This is a genomic window from Paenibacillus tabacirhizosphaerae, assembly GCF_040812395.1.
Classification (GTDB): Bacteria; Bacillota; Bacilli; order Paenibacillales; family NBRC-103111; genus Paenibacillus_E.
In genome coordinates, this window is sequence record NZ_JBFNXH010000011.1 from 106,693 (window position 1) to 123,490 (window position 16,798).

General features: G+C 46.1%; 17 protein-coding genes and 1 pseudogene. 5 read left to right on the forward strand and 13 right to left on the reverse strand.

All coding sequences use genetic code 11. From position 1 onward, the window contains the following. Positions 1 to 245: 245 nt before the first annotated feature. From ABRS97_RS19030 to clpP, 5 genes and pseudogenes are all read left to right on the forward strand, one after another. Positions 246 to 1,141, forward strand: a pseudogene (locus ABRS97_RS19030) (LacI family DNA-binding transcriptional regulator). Between the two features lie 292 nt (positions 1,142 to 1,433). Continuing rightward, on the forward strand, positions 1,434 to 1,733 hold the full coding sequence (locus ABRS97_RS19035) for a hypothetical protein (protein WP_367816525.1): 300 nt from the start codon (positions 1,434 to 1,436) through the stop codon (positions 1,731 to 1,733). Between the two features lie 463 nt (positions 1,734 to 2,196). After that, positions 2,197 to 2,781 (forward strand): ArsR/SmtB family transcription factor, encoded by a 585-nt coding sequence (locus ABRS97_RS19040; RefSeq protein ID WP_367816524.1) that lies wholly within the window; start codon positions 2,197 to 2,199, stop codon positions 2,779 to 2,781. A gap of 12 nt (positions 2,782 to 2,793) precedes the next feature. Continuing rightward, positions 2,794 to 3,075: a hypothetical protein gene (locus ABRS97_RS19045; protein ID WP_367816523.1), complete on the forward strand. Its 282-nt coding sequence runs from the start codon at positions 2,794 to 2,796 to the stop codon at positions 3,073 to 3,075. 25 nt (positions 3,076 to 3,100) lie between these two features. Then, positions 3,101 to 3,682, forward strand: coding sequence for an ATP-dependent Clp endopeptidase proteolytic subunit ClpP (clpP, locus tag ABRS97_RS19050; RefSeq protein WP_367816522.1), 582 nt, complete (start codon positions 3,101 to 3,103; stop codon positions 3,680 to 3,682). 602 nt (positions 3,683 to 4,284) lie between these two features. On the opposite strand, the gene ABRS97_RS19055 is transcribed toward clpP, so the two are convergent. From ABRS97_RS19055 to ABRS97_RS19115, 13 genes are all read right to left on the reverse strand, one after another. Beyond that, entirely contained in the window at positions 4,285 to 5,493 is a 1,209-nt protein-coding gene (locus tag ABRS97_RS19055; RefSeq protein ID WP_367816520.1) for a M24 family metallopeptidase, read from the reverse strand. 57 nt (positions 5,494 to 5,550) lie between these two features. After that, complete coding sequence (locus ABRS97_RS19060) at positions 5,551 to 6,033, reverse strand: hypothetical protein (RefSeq protein ID WP_367816518.1); 483 nt, start codon at positions 6,031 to 6,033, stop codon at positions 5,551 to 5,553. A gap of 9 nt (positions 6,034 to 6,042) precedes the next feature. Continuing rightward, positions 6,043 to 6,468: a hypothetical protein gene (locus ABRS97_RS19065; RefSeq protein WP_367816517.1), complete on the reverse strand. Its 426-nt coding sequence runs from the start codon at positions 6,466 to 6,468 to the stop codon at positions 6,043 to 6,045. A gap of 151 nt (positions 6,469 to 6,619) precedes the next feature. Further along, the gene (locus ABRS97_RS19070; protein ID WP_367816515.1) at positions 6,620 to 6,769 is read right to left on the reverse strand and encodes a hypothetical protein; all 150 of its coding nucleotides are present in this window, start codon (positions 6,767 to 6,769) and stop codon (positions 6,620 to 6,622) included. A gap of 16 nt (positions 6,770 to 6,785) precedes the next feature. Next, on the reverse strand, positions 6,786 to 7,685 hold the full coding sequence (locus ABRS97_RS19075) for a hypothetical protein (RefSeq protein ID WP_367816513.1): 900 nt from the start codon (positions 7,683 to 7,685) through the stop codon (positions 6,786 to 6,788). A gap of 9 nt (positions 7,686 to 7,694) precedes the next feature. Next, on the reverse strand, positions 7,695 to 8,627 hold the full coding sequence (locus ABRS97_RS19080; protein ID WP_367816511.1) for a type II secretion system F family protein: 933 nt from the start codon (positions 8,625 to 8,627) through the stop codon (positions 7,695 to 7,697). 4 nt (positions 8,628 to 8,631) lie between these two features. Then, positions 8,632 to 10,065: an ATPase, T2SS/T4P/T4SS family gene (locus ABRS97_RS19085; protein ID WP_367816509.1), complete on the reverse strand. Its 1,434-nt coding sequence runs from the start codon at positions 10,063 to 10,065 to the stop codon at positions 8,632 to 8,634. Positions 10,066 to 10,089: 24 nt separating this feature from the next. Next, positions 10,090 to 11,325: a CpaE/TadZ family protein gene (locus ABRS97_RS19090; RefSeq protein ID WP_367816507.1), complete on the reverse strand. Its 1,236-nt coding sequence runs from the start codon at positions 11,323 to 11,325 to the stop codon at positions 10,090 to 10,092. 15 nt (positions 11,326 to 11,340) lie between these two features. Beyond that, a complete protein-coding gene (locus ABRS97_RS19095; protein ID WP_367859126.1) occupies positions 11,341 to 12,057 on the reverse strand; it encodes a CpaB family protein in 717 nt (238 codons plus the stop codon). Positions 12,058 to 12,476: 419 nt separating this feature from the next. Continuing rightward, positions 12,477 to 13,439, reverse strand: a complete 963-nt coding sequence (locus tag ABRS97_RS19100; RefSeq protein ID WP_367816505.1) for a PfkB family carbohydrate kinase — start codon at positions 13,437 to 13,439, stop codon at positions 12,477 to 12,479. A 5-nt stretch (positions 13,440 to 13,444) separates the two neighbouring features. Further along, positions 13,445 to 14,041 carry a TetR/AcrR family transcriptional regulator gene (locus tag ABRS97_RS19105; protein WP_367816504.1) on the reverse strand — a complete coding sequence of 199 codons (597 nt, stop codon included), beginning with the start codon at positions 14,039 to 14,041 and terminating at the stop codon, positions 13,445 to 13,447. Between the two features lie 19 nt (positions 14,042 to 14,060). Further along, positions 14,061 to 15,224 (reverse strand): YhgE/Pip domain-containing protein, encoded by a 1,164-nt coding sequence (locus ABRS97_RS19110; RefSeq protein ID WP_367816503.1) that lies wholly within the window; start codon positions 15,222 to 15,224, stop codon positions 14,061 to 14,063. 152 nt (positions 15,225 to 15,376) lie between these two features. Then, on the reverse strand, positions 15,377 to 16,567 hold the full coding sequence (locus ABRS97_RS19115; RefSeq protein WP_367816501.1) for an MFS transporter: 1,191 nt from the start codon (positions 16,565 to 16,567) through the stop codon (positions 15,377 to 15,379). Positions 16,568 to 16,798: the final 231 nt, after the last annotated feature.

Genomic DNA, 16,798 nt, shown 5'->3' on the forward strand with positions numbered 1-16,798 from the left:
ATATAATTATTTCACTTGTTTTCGAAAAATATTTCTTAAACTTTATTATATTCAGAAAACCATTTTTGTAAAGATATCCATTTTTTTAATAAAAAAGCACTAGAACATTCATTGACATCGTGAATACAAGCACACACCATAAGATTATAGATAAATTTTCGCTCAATCCTTACGAGCCAGCACTTGAATCGGCTTTAAATTTTCGTTAATTATTTCGCGATTTATAACGAAAAAAGGTAAAGATAATGACTGTAAACATTAAAACCGTCGCTCATCTAGCCGGTGTCTCCGTCTCAGCAGTTTCGAAAATCGTTAATAACTATTCGGAGATTTCGGATCGGTGTTATTTTCGCAGGCAAGTTAAACATCGACTTCACCCATCCATTCTTTGTTGAAGTATTGAATGCTTTTAAGAAGCAGATGGGGATAATGGGATATGACCTGCTATTCTTCTCAAACGAAAAATTTCACCCCGTCGGCGAAGATTACTATGCCAGATGCAGGCATTTCCAAGTCGATGGGTGCATTATTATCACCGGGCAGGAGTTAGAAAAAACGATTCAAGATTTGGACCACAGCCCTATCCCTTGCATCGGGGTAGACTTGAAGTTATCTGGTAAATATTCCGGGTATATCATGTCGGACAACGACAAAATCTCCTCCAAAGTAATCGAACACTTTTATCTCCAAGGATACCGGGAGATCGGATTCATCGGCAGCACAACAAATTCGGAAATCTCTTCCCTGAGAGAGACAGCGATGATCAAATATCTGGAGCGATGGGGCTTACCTGTAAATTCGAATTGGTTTGTTCACGGTGAAGATTTCTATGAGCTTAGCGGACACAAAGCAATGAAACAAATGATCGGAAACGGCTCTCTTCCCAAAGCGATCTTCGCAAGTTCGGACCTCCTTGCCATAGGTGCCATGCGTGCACTGAAAGAGCATAACTTCCGGGTACCCGAAGATGTCGCAATCATCGGTTGCGACAACATTGAGGCGGCTAAGTATACCTCCCCTCCTCTCACTACGATTAAGCAGGACAAGGAAAAAAATAGGGAAACTCGCCGCGCTTATGAACGCAAGCTCTGCTATGGTCGAACCCGAACTAGTGATTCGAGAGTCTTGCGGCTCCAAATAAGATGCGATGTATATTAAAAAGAATGAGCAAGGACTTCTCAGGTTCTGTTTGGGCCTAGCCAGTCCTTTTTATTTTGAACCGAAAAATACGAAATGTTTCGTTTTTTCGAAACAGGCACTATTCCCCCTTCATGAACCATCTGGTTTGTCGTACCCAAAATTTCAAAGTCGATGCAGTATGTGACTCATTTACTAGAATTGCTAAACATGCATTTACAGATGTAGGATTTAGCCAAACAATCCAGTATTGTTTGAATAGCATAAAAGTATTTGATAAAACAGGGGATTCACTTATGCTCGATTTAGCACATCATATCCTTGAATTATGTCCCGAGAAACTAAACGATCCAATTGTTTTTGTGAATCGATGTCAATTAGAAAAACGAAAATTTGGGCAGTTATCAAAAGAAATGATTGGGCGGTTGCTTGCGATGAAACTCGATTCTCCCTCAAAAGAATTGCTATTTTGTATCGATGTACTACTTGAAAATCGTTTAGAGTCAGAACATGTATTTCATTCTTTGGATGAAAATGTTCAGAACGAATACAAGGAGTACCCCATTTACCACATGTACCGATCACTTTTTACTTAAGGAGGATGATTAGCGAAGATTCTCTTAAGGGGGGTACCGCTGCCCTGGCATCTCGGACGGCGGGTGAACTCCTCAATCATAGCGATCCGGCCGGTTTCGGTAGCGGCAAAAGCCTTTCCTTATTCTTCAACAGTACCATACTCTCCCGCTCGACAATTCTCGCCTACTGATCGAAGAAAGCCTTCTCTTTCTTGTTGTCGACGGCTTTAAAAATAAGCACTAGCAGCCGTTCGACAGCGCGATCCAATGTTTCTTCCCGTTACATACTGGAAAATAATCACTTTAAATCTTTTCTATCTACTTCTAAACTTAATTCGTTACATCAAAACTTATTTGTCCTCCAACATCAATCTAATTTTCTACTACTAACGACGTGCTGGGCCATTGCCATTTGACATTCCTCACCTAACGTAATAAAATATTTTTACGTAACATATATTTTGTATTGGAGGCGCACCACTCCATGTTGAAAGACATGCAAGACAGCCATTACATTGAGTTGCCTGAGCAAGCGACCGTTCTGCTTCATCCCCTTCGCGGGGAAATCATTGCGCAGTTGATGGAGCCTGCATCCGCGGCTGAAGTTGCCAGACAGCTTGGCGAGACGGCTCAGCGGATCAATTATCATCTGAAAGCGCTGGAAAAAGCGGGACTGGTGCATAAGGTGGGGACTCGCCAAGTGCGCAATTTAGTTGAAGTACTGTACAGGGCGATCGCCCGGACTTTCATTCTTGCGGAGTCACTCAGCATGAAGCCCGAAACGGTACAGAGATTGAAGGACCAAAGCTCACTAGCTCATCTCATCACGACTTCGGAAAGAATCAAAAGAGATGCCATGCTGCTGATGGAGCAATCCGAAGCCGACGAAGTCATCCCCAGCGCATCTCTTCAGTTCCAGGTACATCTGGCCGATGAAGCGCAGCGCCATGCCTTTGTGGAAGAATATTCCGCTATGGTCGAGCAACTAGTAAGCCGGTATACAAATGGACCTGGCGTCGCATCACCGTATCAAGTTCTGTTAGCCGTGTATCCGAAACCTAGCGAATAAGGAGGTACTCCAATGAGCAAAGAAAAACAAAGCAATAAGTCTCATAGCGACGTCTCACCTGTTGTTGTGTGGGAACAGAAGGTTGAACGAACACCTGATACAAGTGGCAAAATTGTATCCATCGATGATTATCGCCGTCACAGCACCGCAAACGTGGAATTAGAAGCGACAGTTTCCAGCCGTGTTATCGGCACTTCTTCAACTGAGGAACCTATTCGAATGTTGATCGTTTCCTCCGGATTTGCCCAAAAGCCTGCCCACAACAGCCTAACTGTTCAAAGTATGGCTGCATAAATGAATAATGGAGAGGATGATTCAAATGAGTTTCATTCCTATGGTTGTCGAGCAATCTTCGCGTGGAGAGCGTTCCTACGATATTTATTCCCGATTGCTAAAGGATCGTATCGTATTTCTGGGTACTGAGGTTAACGATCAAGTCGCGAATGCAATCATCGCCCAGCTCTTGTTTCTTTCCGCGGAGGATCCGGAGAAAGACATCTCTCTCTACATCAACTCGCCCGGCGGTTCGACCTCATCGGGACTTGCGATCTACGATACGATGAATTTCATTAAACCGGATGTATCTACTATTTGCGTGGGCATGGCTGCTTCCATGGGTGCAGTGCTGCTAACCGCCGGAGCTCCTGGGAAAAGACTCGCGCTTCCCAACGCTGAAATCATGATTCATCAACCATGGGGCGGCGCCCAAGGGCAAGCAAGCGATATACAAATTCGTACAAATCATATACTCAAGACGCGCCAAACGTTGAACCGCATCATTTCCGAAACGAGCAATCAATCTGTCGAAAAAGTGGAACGTGATACCGATCGCGATTACTTCCTATCCGCTGAAGATGCCAAAACCTACGGTTTAATCGACAAAGTTGTAGAACGAATTTAATCAGCTTCTTCTTTTTAATCATAAGACTGCCTTAGGGACTGAAACCCTAAGGCAGTCTTATTTTTGGTAATATTTACCACGTTTTATTGCATGTGTCAATATATTTTTAAATTTTAAATGAGTGCTTACATGAAAATAGGTATATGGTATCATTTTGTTATCCACTAAAAATCCCATAAAGACCCAAATGATAAGGCAGATTGTCATTATTTTATCCATTAAATATCTATTTAAGAAAGAAGGAGCATGAAATGGAAATAAATAAAAATATGCATCCACCTTTCACAGCATTTGAGGACCTACTAGAATTGGCTATTCAATCCAGTTACAGTGAGCATATAGTCCCAAGTCCCGAGCAATTCCAGACGTCATGGAAACAAATGGACTCTAAACTCCAAAAAATAAGAGAGACCGGCGCTAATTGGCGCTAGTCTCTTTTTATTTTTATGGTAACTTATTTTGTAAGCAACTCCTTAGGTACTTTAGGGCTACCGACGAACGCTTTATTCGTTCTTACGAATACTTGAGCAGACTTTGATAGTACTTTAGAAATAAATTTGGCTACTAATTTTCTCATATGTCTCTATACGGTAGCCGCCTCCTCAAAAACCGGATATAGATATGAGGATGATTCCGCTTCGGGAAACGGTTAATTTTTCATAACCTTTTTCTGTAATCAGGTAAGTATCCTCGATACCCACGACTCCACGTCCCGGGAACGTGAACTTGGGTTCGATGGCGATGACCATTCCTGGCGTCAACGGGTATTTGAAGCCCTTGGCGAGAACAGGCAGTTCATCAATTTCGAGCCCGATGCCGTGACCAAGGAACTTCACTTGGTCAGCGCCGTACCCCATGAAGCGGGCGCTCAGCCCCGCTTCCTGCACTTGATCCAGCGCGAGCAGATACAGATGCTCGCTGATCGCGCCCGGCTGCAGCCTGGCTTCCGTGGCACGGAGCACCTGCTCCGCCACCTCATAAGCGCGCTGCAGCTCAGGGTCTAGCTCGCCGATCACGAGCGTACGCGTCTGATCGATCAGATAGCCGTCGACGCAGCAGCCGAGATCGACGAGAATCGGTTCGCCGCGCCGGATCGGCGCGCGGCCTGAGCTTTGCGGGCCGGACGGGTGAAGTCCCGTGCCCCCGGCCGGCCCGTCGAAATAGGTGGGCACCGCTGCCGATGCGCCTGCCGCTACCATTCCGGTGATCAACTCGGAATTGTAAGCGCGCATGCGCATCAGACCTTGGTGCCCGCGCAGCCTTAGCTGATGCTCGATGAGCGCCATCAGCTCCAGTTCCTCCATCCCCTCGCGAATGTGGGGGATGACCATTTCCAGGGCTGCGTCAACGACGTACGCAGCCTTCCGGATCGCCGCAACTTCGTCCGGCGATTTGATCATGCGCTGCTCGCGAACGAGCAGCGAGCCGTCTTCCCAGGCCGCGCCGGGCAACGCGGCCTGTAAGCGCTGAAAGAGCTGGACAGGCAGCACGTCCAGCTCGGTCGCCAGCCGCAGCGGCGCGGCTGCGGCACCGGCTTCGCGCAGCCCCGGGTACCGGGCTGCAAGACGCTCTTTGAGCGTCTTCAATGACCCCAGCGGTTCGACGATAGCTGACGCCTCTTCTTCCGCACGCGCTAAGCTTCTCCGAACCAGATACAAGGTTTCGCCTTTCGCTGGAATAAACACATATCCGTTCTGCATCGACCCCGTATAATAATAAATATCTACATTTTGAGTAACCAAAAAGCCTGCCCAACCCCGCTGGACCATCTCGGCTTGCAGCCATTGCTGCCTTCGTTCAAATATATTCATCGAAACCACTCCTTACAGCGCATACTTAGCTCTTGGCATATCTCCCCCCATTATACATTAATACACCATCTCCGCCGAACCCTTGATGCTCCAGGAAATAGGCTGTAATACCGCATAAGTTCGCGGAAATTCCAGACGAACAATCATAATAACGCCCGGCCTATTTAATGTGACTGAATATCCATATTCCGCATTCGAATACGTATATGGGAATTCTTCCCCATCGTTAACCACCTTAAATAATTCCAACGCGACCCGCGACCGCAAAAACGTACCAGGCAGCGGATTATTGCTGCCATCTAACCGCAAATTAGTTTGCAAATAACGAAGCGCTTCAGTTTTTGCACGGCTTTCTTCAATTGAATGGATACCCAGAGCAAGTTTCTCTTGGTCGCTTTGCTGAGCAGCCGCATGCGCTGCGCGATTCAACGCATACTTCCCTTGAAAAAGCGTATGCATAGCCACCTCCTCATCCGTTTGCAACGCATACATCGCCAAATAAACGACACTCATTAAGATCAACAGCAACAGCTTATACATCGCATCTCCTCAGGGCACATATTCGCTCATCTTCATACCCGCTGCACCCATACGATCCGTTTGAGCGGGAACCGCAATACCGGCAAGTTGATCAATGACGAAAAGCCGATGATAGGGGTAGGTAAGCTTCAACGACAATCCCACCCCTCTCCAAACTGGCAGACCTGCATGGGTTCCATCTGCTCCAGAAGTCGTTGTGACTGTATAAACCAAATCAGTAGGCTCAAACCCTCTGGCCTTCATGCGGTCTTTAGAGTCATTAATCATCGTTTGATTAATATAGCCATGACTGCCGTTAGAACCAATTTCGAGCAAATAATCGACCTCTTTTTGCAGAAGCGCTTGCCGAACAATGATAACGTGCTTATACACGGGTGCGAACATGAACCAACACAAAAGCGCAGCGAATAAAATGAAGACAAGAATCTGTTTCATGGATCGATCTGTTGGATTGTCTCATTGATTTTTGCCCCGCTGTCCCAAACCTGCTGCCGTGTCCCTGCACTTCCGCTTACGACATTGATATAAATGACAATCACCGCCATCATTAGCATCACTGAAATAAGAATAGATCTCACAGCTACCCTTAAGGCTGCAAAGCTGCAATGTTCGTATTCGCTTTCGTTCCATGTGTTTCAATATTTTTCTTCATGCCTGTAGAACCATCATTAATAATGGTTGTAAAAAGTACCGCCACTACAATCAGCATCATTACCGTAATTAGAATATTCCTCATATCTTCCCTCTTCCAATTAGTTAATCATCTCAAATAAGCGTTGTCCCTCCGCGATCCATGGGTACATGAATACTCGAAACGTATTCAGAATCGGCAGCCCCGCCAACACAAACAGCACATACGAGACCGTTTCCTTTCGGCTATCGCGGACAAGCTCCATTTTCTCTTTATAATCTTGAATTCTTTGCTTCAACAGCTCATAATAGCTGCCATGTTCATTCAGCCTTAATGCGTTTAAGGTCTCGCTAAAGCTGTATGCTTCATCGGTTCCAAGCCTTATTTTAAAACGATGAATCGCTGCCTCCGCATCCTGATACCATTCATTGAGCATCTCCTGAAATAACGGTCTAATCGATCTTGTCTGATGGGCGCATAAACTAAGCTTTCCATGTAAATTCATGTGAGAATCATTGTAATAAAGAAGATGATGGCTAACGACATAAATTTCTTTGACGATCCGATGAGCTCTCTGCTCCTTTAACAGATGAAGCATTTTCTTATCGAATAGAAGGAAGACCAGGCAGCATCCGGCAACGGTCATGATATAAATCGGGTGCACATGAAGTATAAATAACGTAAATCTGAAACTCAGGTATCCTCCAAGCTCTGCTGCGAACACCCCGGCTATGAATAGCCGCCTGCTTCCCTCATACACAGCACCGTCTATGCGAATGCCGCATCCATACAGCAGTTGCTGTTTCTCTTCCACACTTTTGCTATTCATACCAAGCAATTTGGTTAGCCATGGGGGAAACTGTGCTTGTTGAAGCACGCGTTTTACATGCAAGGACCTCCATCTCTTGGCACGGACAGGCACTCGAAGAAGGATATGATACAAAGCAGTCATCATAAGCACAAATAGCAGCACATTCGAAGCTATTTGCAAAATAAATAGTTGTTTGCTTTCAATAACCAATCCACAACCTCACATTCTTCTCAACGATAAATAAATGCCCATAAGAAACGAGACGAAAATGAGCAGCAGCGCATCCAGCAGCATGTCACGGCCAACAGGGTCCAGCATGTAGTAGACATACGCATTATCCGCATTCACTTTAAAATTAATAAACAGAAATAATGCAAGGAACAAGATGGGTGTAAAATTCGCGATACGAATTTCCAAAAGCCGATTTCTTTCTAATTGATCGGCGCGCTGCGCTTTTCGCATATCGACAATTAACTCCTTTAAGCTTTCCCCGACGAAACTGCCCTCCGTCAAAGCGACACGAACGATTCCGACAAAATAGTCCGCCCACGTATGGCCTAGAGCAATAGCAAAAATCCGTAAGCTCTCCTCCGTCTCTCGTTGAGTCATTAAATTTCGATATAAATGCTCGAACACGGGCTTGATTGGATACAGAATTCGATCTTCTTCTAGGCAAAATTTGAGCGCGATTTTCATGTTTTTGTTAGGGTCAATCATATAGTACTGATAAAAGACCTCCACCGCAGGCAAAAACTCCAGCCTCGTTTGTAAACGAACACTCAGCAGCTTCAAACGCAGCAGCATATAAGGCAGCGATACACATATTGACGTGACAACCACGACGCCTTTCAAAGTCTGGAAGCCTATCATACCTACAAGCAAGCCCGTTACAAATAAAATGATCGATAACAAGATCATCGCATTCATGCTCAATCTGGATTCGACGGACTCCATCATCTCCTTAACATGTCTATAAAAACGACTTCTTTTCCCCAAATATTCACTAAATCTGCTTCCAATCGTCGATTGTTTGACATAATGGAGTCTGTATCTGGCTTTACGCTGTCGGATCAGTGATTGGAGGATGGAATGAAGAAACACATAACACAGCAAAAACAGCAGGAAAAGAAATAAATACTTGGCGAAAACCATCCTACTATTCGCCTTCTTTCTTAATAAAATCGAGCTTCGTCAGCACAGTAAGACTCTCTGGGTCATGTTTAACTATTTTTTGCGATGCACGTTGCGACAATTTCCCGGGAAATGTCCATCGTTCTGTGAAATTGTCATAAAGTGCGAGATTCGTAACATGAACCTCACCATTTTCGAAACGATATTCGCCAATTCGCACAATTTTTCTTTTTCCATGAACAACAGCCATCTGAAGCCCGATTTGTGTAACATATTCGGTAATTCGCTTCGTTAATCGTGTCGGATTCATTCCCCTGCCATCCAGCATACACATATCCGTTATCGCTTCGGGCACATCTTCCAATTCATTCACATGGACTGATGTAATGCTGCCTTCATGCCCACGGGTACATGCCCGCACATACAAGTTGGCGTCCTCGTCGCGAATCTCGGCATGGCAAATGCGCTTAGGGGATTGTCTTAGCGCTAATTTGAAAGCCTGCAAGCCAGAATGTCTGGAATCTTCCTCATCGATCTCATATTCAACAATATTTTTACTTGGGAAATCCCGCTTCAGATTCAATTCGAACCTCGATTCGATTGTAATGATTCTTTCGTTATCGTCCATTTCGGCAATAATCGCCTTGATTAAATTGGTTTTACCCGAATTGGTCGGACCAATAACAACCATATTGAAGTAGGAACGGATAAGACAGAACAGCAAGTCTTTCATGCGTTCATCCAACGTCGCAAGCTCAGGTCCGGCTAGAGACACTAGATCGAATCGTTTGATTGTATAAAAACGGATCGTCAAGGTCGGTTCAGCCGTAAACCCGAAGCCCGTCATCGTCACGCGTGAACCGTCGAGCAAAACAACTTCTGCCCACCGCTTTCTGGGATTTAAAGTATCGTTATTAAAGAGCACTAAATTTTGCTGAATCCGTTCCAAATCCTTCACCGTCGGCAGCATGTAAGGCGACGGCACGGCAACTCCGCTCCGCACCTCAAAAATCTGTTTGCCTACAACTTGTATTTCCTCAAGTCCTTCCTTATGCTTCAGCACCAGTTCCAGTATATTAAGCCCGATAATTTCAGCAAATATAGCTTCGGGCAAGGTCTCGTAGCTGCTCGCGCGCGGTGGGACATCGGAGAGCCTGCGTTTTGCTACAAGATCGTGAATAAGGGCAAGCAGCTTGCTCCGATCCTCTTCATAGCCCAGAATAGCTCGATTCAGCGTTTCATTATACAACTGCTTTTCCTCTTCATTTCTCCCCCTGACGGTTACAAGCTCACTTCGAATATCCTGAACCCATTGGTTAAAAACAGCATCGCCATGCGTTTGTTCTTCGGTGTGGGTCGATCGAAAACTGAGATCTTCATGAGCTCCATTGCCCACAGCGGCCTCTTCACCTCTACGCTCATGCATATAAGTGACGATTGAAAACCTATTCACATTCACGTCCTCTCGCTCCTCTCAATTCGCTTAGGTCGCCGCTCGATGACCAGCGAACATTTTTCGGAACCAAGTCGCCTGTCGCAAGCTTACTTTTCGCGGAAGCTGATAGAAATCAATGAACTTGCGCGAGATAGCTCCAACTTCTTCTCGCATCACATGGCCAGGGACGAACAGATCGAGCAGTTTGCCTTGATTGCAGCGGGCAAGCGCATCTCCATGTTTGGAAATTTGGCCGATTAGATGAAGTTGAGTCTCCTTGCGAATATCTTTGATCGTGAATTCATCTCCTTTGGAAGTAGGGTCTGCCTGAACAGCAATTAGTTCAAAAGCGTCGGGTTGAAGTCCGAAGACAGAACCAACCTGTCTGATCCACCTCGAGAAATCTTCTTGAAATTGGGCGATATCCGGCGTGGTTACAACAATTCTCGTGTCAGCTTCCAAAAGGCTGCAAACCGTTGCCGCATTATCCCAATATGCGTTTACCTCCACTACACAGACATCAAAGGCTGCTCTTGCTACTCGCAATAAATGAATAATTTCAGATGGCGTAAAAAATTCTGCCTGCTCTCGGAGCATATTCCCATACATTACATACAGGCCAGGTATGTCTTTTAATTTATCGGAGACATGCAGTAACCTGTCAGCCTTAAGGCTTTGAGCTTTTAACTCCGCCCTCAGGCCGTCCAACGTAAATGCATGGTCATCTCGGCCAAGATAACGATGAAGCTTTGAACTTTTTAGGTTGAGGCATATGTAACCGATCTTCGCAGTGGTTTCCTGCGCTAAAGCATACGCTGTACCGAACGATGTTAAGGTAGCGCCAATATTCGGCGTCGATCCGACAAACGTAATCAATTTGCCCGACGGCTGCTGATACTTATGCTCTGGCGTCATCCCATCGACCCAAGCATGGATTTCATCAGCTATCACCGCCGTACTGCGCCCGGGTTGAATAAAGTCAATCTGCTTCAATTTGCACATTTTCACATACTTCTCATTTACAGTGACATCGTGATAGTTCGAGAGCAGCAAAATGAATTTCATCTCAAGATACTGCTTCTTTAAGTGATCTAGCCATTCCTCCAATACCCCAAAATCCATTCGCCTATCCGAAATGATGGCATGTGAATAAGCAGCTTTGCTTAATTCTTGATTCAGCTCCTCCAAAGTCGGGCTTACCGTCCAGGCCATAGCTTGCTTGTAAACCACATTCGTAAGCTCATCAATAAGTCTTTCATCCGTTGAAAGCAATCCAATATTCAAATCTCATTCCTCCTTTCATTGGGGTTCGAGTATAGAAGTAGCGCTGAATGCGATGACCAGTTTTGACTTTTTCGTGCTGCAAAGCCGATCGATCTCCAACCATTCCTCCTCTTTCAGATTTAAATTAATTTGGTCAATAGCACCGTTAGCTTCTAATCTAGACGCGTACATTTTTTCCGTATCGCCGTCCACTTTGGACTGTAAGTTAGAATTTTTGGGATTATCGACCTCCACATTGGCAGATGACTTCACCGAAGCGACGGTTATTTCCTGATCCAGCAGTTTACGTGAACTGCCATCAGATGCAGATAAGTAGACCCTCACACGATCCCCGGCTCGTATCCCATTCGATACAGACAGTACATATTCTTTCGGAATCTGAAAGGTAGCCTGCCGATCATTTGGCAATAGATGATACCGATTCACTTTCCATTTAAGAATGGGTTCATGCGTCCCAAGAGGGATAAGTGCTTCCTGACCAACAATTTCTTTCGCATCTGTAATCATGCTGTTCGTGTAGCTTCCCTTCTGCACGGCTCTTAGCTCAACCATATCACTGCTAATCATCGTCCCGGCGCGGATAAAGTCTTTGGGAACAACAACCTGCATCGTCTGCTGCAGTTCCACCTGATACACTTGCAAAACGTACACAACGTACACGAGCACCCCAGCCAGCGCCGCAGCGATCAAACTAATAAGCAGGCTTCTCCTGCTGCGATTCAAATACCTCACCCCCTTCCCTCTTGCTTCAAAATAAAAAGAACGCAAACCTCGGACATTCATCCGAAATTTGCGTTCTTCGCAAACCAAGATATGGCTATAAGTGCATTTGTGATATGTTTAAAATAGCATATGATCTTCCATTTTTCAACATATTCTTACAAAAAGACAATTAGAGTGAATAAATGGGGGAATAGCAGCCTAAATGCACTGGGTGCATACCCCTGATTCGCGAACGTTGAAGAGTACTTCCGAGTGTTCTCTATCGGCAAGTAAAATTCCAAACGATTTTCATCTGAGCACGCATATGCACGCTATCCCCTTAACTCAGAAAGACGCCTTAAGTTAATTGAGGCTATCCAACCTGAGCCTAAGGGATAGTAAGATGAGCATGCGGTTGCCAATACATCACGCAAGCTACATTTAGCTGGCTAGCCCTGTACCTCCGCGAGCGTAGGCAATGCGGGAATAGCGCCCCTGCGGGTGATCGTAATCGCGCCAACGCGGTTGGCGAACGTGAACACCCGCTCCGCGGCTCCGGCTTCGCCGAGCGCGTCAACGATCGTAGCTGGCGTAGCGCCAAGCGCCACCAGCTGGAAGAGCATGCCGCCGACGAAGCTATCGCCGGCGCCAGTCGTATCCACGGCCGCCGCAGGCTGGCCGGGTATGACCACATCCTGCCGTGCGGTCACGACACGGCAGCCCTGCGGTCCCAAGGTGATGACAATCACCTTGGGACCGCGCTGCAGCAGCTGCTGCGCACCTGTGGTCGCGTCTACGCCGAGGAGGAATTCGATTTCCTCCTCGCTCACTTTGACCACATCGGCCAGCGGCAGCTGTGCCAGAATCTCCGCCCGAGCAGCTTCAGGGCTCGGCCATAGCGCAAGGCGCACATTGGGGTCGTACGACACCAATGCGCCAAGCTCCCGAGCGCGGCGCGCAGCGTCCAGCGTCGCGGTGCGGCAAGGCTCGGCAATCAGCGACACCGAGCCGAAGTGATAGACCGCAGCGTCTTCCAGCCACGACGCCTCAACTTCGTCGGCGCGCAGCAGCATGTCCGCCGCCGGGTCGCGAAAAAACAAAAAGTCGCGCTCTCCATCCGCGCGCAGCGACACAAAAGCCAGACCGGTCTTCGCCTCCTCGGTCTGGATCACAGCTGTCTGCACGCCGACTTCGTCAAGCGTGCGCACCAAATAATCGCCGAATGGATCGCGGCCGATCTTCCCAATAAACCGCGCGTCGCCGCCCAACTTGGCGACAGCCGCAGCCACATTGGCCGGCGCTCCGCCCGCCGCCCGCCCAAAGCTCGCGACGTCTGCCAACGCCTGCCCGTTGACGTCAGGCACAAAATCAATTAATAACTCACCCAAACAAACAATATAACGCTTGTCCATTTCATTCAATCCCCTTCTCTAACATATCCAAGTCCATTCATGATATATTGCGTCGTTTGTCTGATTAAGGTTTGCGTATCCGGACGCTCTTCTTTAAACAATATCTCGAAAAAATCCCTTTGTTTATAAAAAAACATCGAGCCCAACACAAACATAAGCGTACTATCCAAAGATTCAAAATGGAAGATGCCCTGCTGCCGCCCCTTATCTAGGAAATCTCTAACTTTCCCCCATACGGGATTCACAATTTCACGGATGCGTTCAACTCGCGGCGTTATCGTGATAATTTCCATCTGAATGATCGTAATAATCTCCACATCAACGCTTCGGATCATAACGACCTCTCTAATAATGGTTTGAATCCCGATAACGGGATCTTCAATCGCGAAAAAATCCGCAAACTTAAAGCTCGGAAAAAATTGTTTAAATATTTCATGGAAAACGCTCTCTTTGCCGCCAAAATAATAGGAAACCAGAGCAACATTGGCCCTGGCCTCCTCGCATATTTGACGAACGCTTGTTGCGTCGTAACCATTCTTGGCAAAAAGCTTTTTAGCTGCAAGAAGAATGCGCATTCGCATATCCAGTTCTTGATCGGTCATCGCTTACCCCCGATTCGAGCTACGCAGTTTGCGGGCGATGCTGAGCTTCAGTCGCACCCTTCGTTCTTTTTAAAGCAACGACAAACATATCAATTATAACGGCAATCCCGGCAATTAGGAATAGATAACCTACTTCTTTACCTACGGCTGGACCTCCGAATAGAATGTCCATCAAGCCGTTAACGGCATAAGTTGCGGGAAATACACTGCTCAGTGTGTGATAAAAATTCGATAAGAGCTCTCGCGGCACAATGGCTCCTGACGACACCAATTGCAGAGATAGCATCGCAATGTTAAATAGCATACCTGCGTTCCCAAACAATGTCAAAAACATTTGAGCGACTAGCGCGAAAGTGAGCAAGAATAAGGACTGGAACGCCCAAAGAGCCAGATATCCCTTCTCTACATGTCCCCCTAACGCCACAACCATTGTAGCGCCGATCACTCCGATAACTGCCGATGCGATAACGGTAATAATCAGCCGAGCGGCCAATTTCTGGCCTTTTGACAGCGATGCTCCAATAAGGTTGCTTGTAACGGAAAAATTCATCCCCATAATCATGGTTCCTACGATCGAAGCGAGCACAAGCATCATCGGCAGCATTTGATTGGGCGTATCCTTCACTTTATTCGTGCTTTGGATGTCGGAAGTTACTTTTCCCGCCAGCCCTTGAGCGATTTGCTGAGCTTGTTCCACGGGCAGTTTAGGATTCATTTGCGTAAGAACAGCGGATGTTCCTGCCGCCATTGCCTCCTTGTTCACCGTCGCGGTTACATTGCCGGCAACAGCCTGCATAATCGATTTCGTCATGGAAGGATTGGATTCGTTAATCGTATACGTGATGGGTACGGTTTGCCCCGGAGTTTGCAGCTGTTTTGAGAAATCAGCGGAGATGTGCACCACCATCTGCACCTCGCGCTCATTTAACATCGTTTGCGCTTGCTCATTCGTTGGAATCACTTCCGTATGGAACGGCAAATTCGCTTTTAAATTGTCTACAACTTTACTTCCCATGCCTTGATCTTCATTCACGATAGCGATCTTCAGATTTTTCGTGTTATCGGAGACCCCTGAATAACCCGTCATCCAGATGATGCTGAACAATAGTTGAAACATCACGGCTGTAATTATGCCAACCTTTGTCGTTGCTGGTGCAAGAAATGCGCCTAACGCTGATTTCATAAAAAAACCACTCCCTTTTCGTTTAAACAATCGTTTAATTTAAACATTTGTTTAAACTATAAGTTGGCTTTCATTATCTGTCAAGGCGCTCAATAGTAGTGCATTATTATTTTAGTATCATTATCCATTATTAGTTGTTAGTTAGTATCCTGCTATTCTTGAAACCTTAGTGCCTCCTTCCCAGCCTTTTCTCGCATATCTAAGCGAAATAGTGCCAACGAAGCAGCAATCGCAATTGCGACTCCAAAAGCCCCGAACCAAGTAATCGAGGATAAAGATATTTGTTGAGCAGCGATTCCCCCGATTCCAGCTCCGGTAGACATGGACAATTGCATCATCGACTGATTGAGGCCGAGCATCACACCAGAAGAATTCGGTTCAAGCCGAACCATATTATACTGATGTGTGGGACCTGATGACCAGCACGCAAATGACCATGCCATAAGGATAGCGAAAATCGGAACTAAGGTATTCGTCGCCGTTGTAAAGGAGAGGGCAATCAAGGATAGGAAGTGAAGGAGCATCCCTCCGATTAGCGTTGAGGGAACGCCCCATTTATCTGTACTGATGCCCCCCAATTTTGATCCGATTAAACTAGCGATACCGAAAGCGAGTAAAGCCGTACTCAGCATTTTTTCGTTTAATCCCGTAACGGTAAGGAGGTAAGGTGAAATATAGGTATAAGCGATTGAGTATCCGCCAAGCCAAAAGAAGGTTATGGATAATCCAAGTGCCACTTTGGTATTTTTCATCAAGGCTAACTGCTTGAGTAAAGGGATGGGCTCATCCCCTTTCGTCCGCGGAATTGTTAGGAACAGAACAACCATTGCAAGGAGTCCGAGTAGTGCTATGAGGCCAAAAACCGACTTCCAACCGTAGGCAGCAGATACAATTCGCCCGAAGGGGACACCAATGATTAATGAGGCCGTAAATCCCATAATTATGATCGCGATGGAACTGGCCTGCTTTCCTGCGGGAGAAATTTTCGCAGCGGTACCTAATGCGGTAACCACCACCACCCCTGCACTTAAAGCCATAATAATTCGCGCGATAACGAAAAGCCCAATCCCTGGTAAAGCAAAGGAAAGGATATTGGCAAACACGAATATTCCGAGTGAATACATGAGCAATTTTTTTCTCTCCACGCTAGCTGTCAAAGCCATAAGTATGGGCGTTCCGATCGCATATACTAAAGAAAAAATAGTAATGAATTGGCCCGCAGCGGATATTGAGATTCCCATCGTATCCGCGATCTTATCTAAAATGCCTGAGATGATATACTCGGATGTCCCGACTAAAAAAGTAACGATTGCCAAAAAGTAAATTTTCCATGTACTCGCCATAACTTCTCCACCCTATTCCAGTTTTTTTCGGACGCTACCATTCTGTTCCTCCTTATCCTTAACGTTATTTAAATTATATCTATTTCATAAAATGACGCCGCCGAAATTCGTGCATTGATTTTTTTGAGTGAAAAATAGTAAGTTTTAGACTGATTTCAAATAAAAAAGGCACCGGTAGCTTTGGACGCGAAAATCAAGTCCTAGACTGCCGATGCCTTTAATTGATAATCA

Excerpts from the sequence above, each read along its gene's own strand:
- ABRS97_RS19035 (WP_367816525.1), top strand. The coding sequence starts at position 1,434 with ATGCTCGATTTAGCACATCATATCCTTGAATTATGTCCCGAGAAACTA.
- ABRS97_RS19040 (WP_367816524.1), top strand. The coding sequence starts at position 2,197 with ATGTTGAAAGACATGCAAGACAGCCATTACATTGAGTTGCCTGAGCAA.
- ABRS97_RS19045 (WP_367816523.1), top strand. The coding sequence starts at position 2,794 with ATGAGCAAAGAAAAACAAAGCAATAAGTCTCATAGCGACGTCTCACCT.
- clpP (WP_367816522.1), top strand. The coding sequence starts at position 3,101 with ATGAGTTTCATTCCTATGGTTGTCGAGCAATCTTCGCGTGGAGAGCGT.
- ABRS97_RS19055 (WP_367816520.1), bottom strand. The coding sequence starts at position 5,493 with ATGAATATATTTGAACGAAGGCAGCAATGGCTGCAAGCCGAGATGGTC.
- ABRS97_RS19060 (WP_367816518.1), bottom strand. The coding sequence starts at position 6,033 with ATGTATAAGCTGTTGCTGTTGATCTTAATGAGTGTCGTTTATTTGGCG.
- ABRS97_RS19065 (WP_367816517.1), bottom strand. The coding sequence starts at position 6,468 with ATGAAACAGATTCTTGTCTTCATTTTATTCGCTGCGCTTTTGTGTTGG.
- ABRS97_RS19070 (WP_367816515.1), bottom strand. The coding sequence starts at position 6,769 with ATGAGGAATATTCTAATTACGGTAATGATGCTGATTGTAGTGGCGGTA.
- ABRS97_RS19080 (WP_367816511.1), bottom strand. The coding sequence starts at position 8,627 with ATGGTTTTCGCCAAGTATTTATTTCTTTTCCTGCTGTTTTTGCTGTGT.
- ABRS97_RS19100 (WP_367816505.1), bottom strand. The coding sequence starts at position 13,439 with ATGGACAAGCGTTATATTGTTTGTTTGGGTGAGTTATTAATTGATTTT.
- ABRS97_RS19105 (WP_367816504.1), bottom strand. The coding sequence starts at position 14,041 with ATGACCGATCAAGAACTGGATATGCGAATGCGCATTCTTCTTGCAGCT.
- ABRS97_RS19110 (WP_367816503.1), bottom strand. The coding sequence starts at position 15,224 with ATGAAATCAGCGTTAGGCGCATTTCTTGCACCAGCAACGACAAAGGTT.
- ABRS97_RS19115 (WP_367816501.1), bottom strand. The coding sequence starts at position 16,567 with ATGGCGAGTACATGGAAAATTTACTTTTTGGCAATCGTTACTTTTTTA.